This is a genomic window from Aquabacterium parvum (genome assembly GCF_001447195.1).
Lineage (GTDB): Bacteria > Pseudomonadota > Gammaproteobacteria > Burkholderiales > Burkholderiaceae_C > Aquabacterium > Aquabacterium parvum.
This window is the reverse complement of sequence record NZ_LFRI01000551.1, coordinates 1-273: the sequence shown is the minus strand read 5'-3', so window position 1 is coordinate 273 and position 273 is coordinate 1. Positions and strand designations below refer to the sequence as shown.

Sequence of the window (273 nt, the reverse complement as noted above, 5' to 3'; positions counted from 1 at the left end):
ATACGTGCATCCATCCTCACACCTTGCCCCCCTCATAGGCGAGGCTCACCGACGCGCCAGGAGCCCACGCACGCACCGGCACGGACACCTGCTCACCCACTCGGCCCTCGAAAGGCTTGGTGTCCGGAACTGTGAGTGTGAAGAGTTGAACGAGGCCACGGTTATCGAGGCCCTCGATCTGGAGAACCGGGCGGGTGGGGATCACCTCGCCGGTCTTCTTGTTGACGCCACCACCCAGGGTGGTGACTGCTCGAATGGTGCCGGTCAGCGTGA

General features: G+C 63.7%; 1 protein-coding gene. It reads right to left on the bottom strand.

The genetic code is table 11. The annotated features are described in order from the left end of the window. Positions 1-16: 16 nt before the first annotated feature. Positions 17-273, bottom strand: a 257-nt coding sequence (locus ABG80_RS23090) for a hypothetical protein (RefSeq protein WP_160322620.1), incomplete at its 5' end; no start/stop codon positions are given.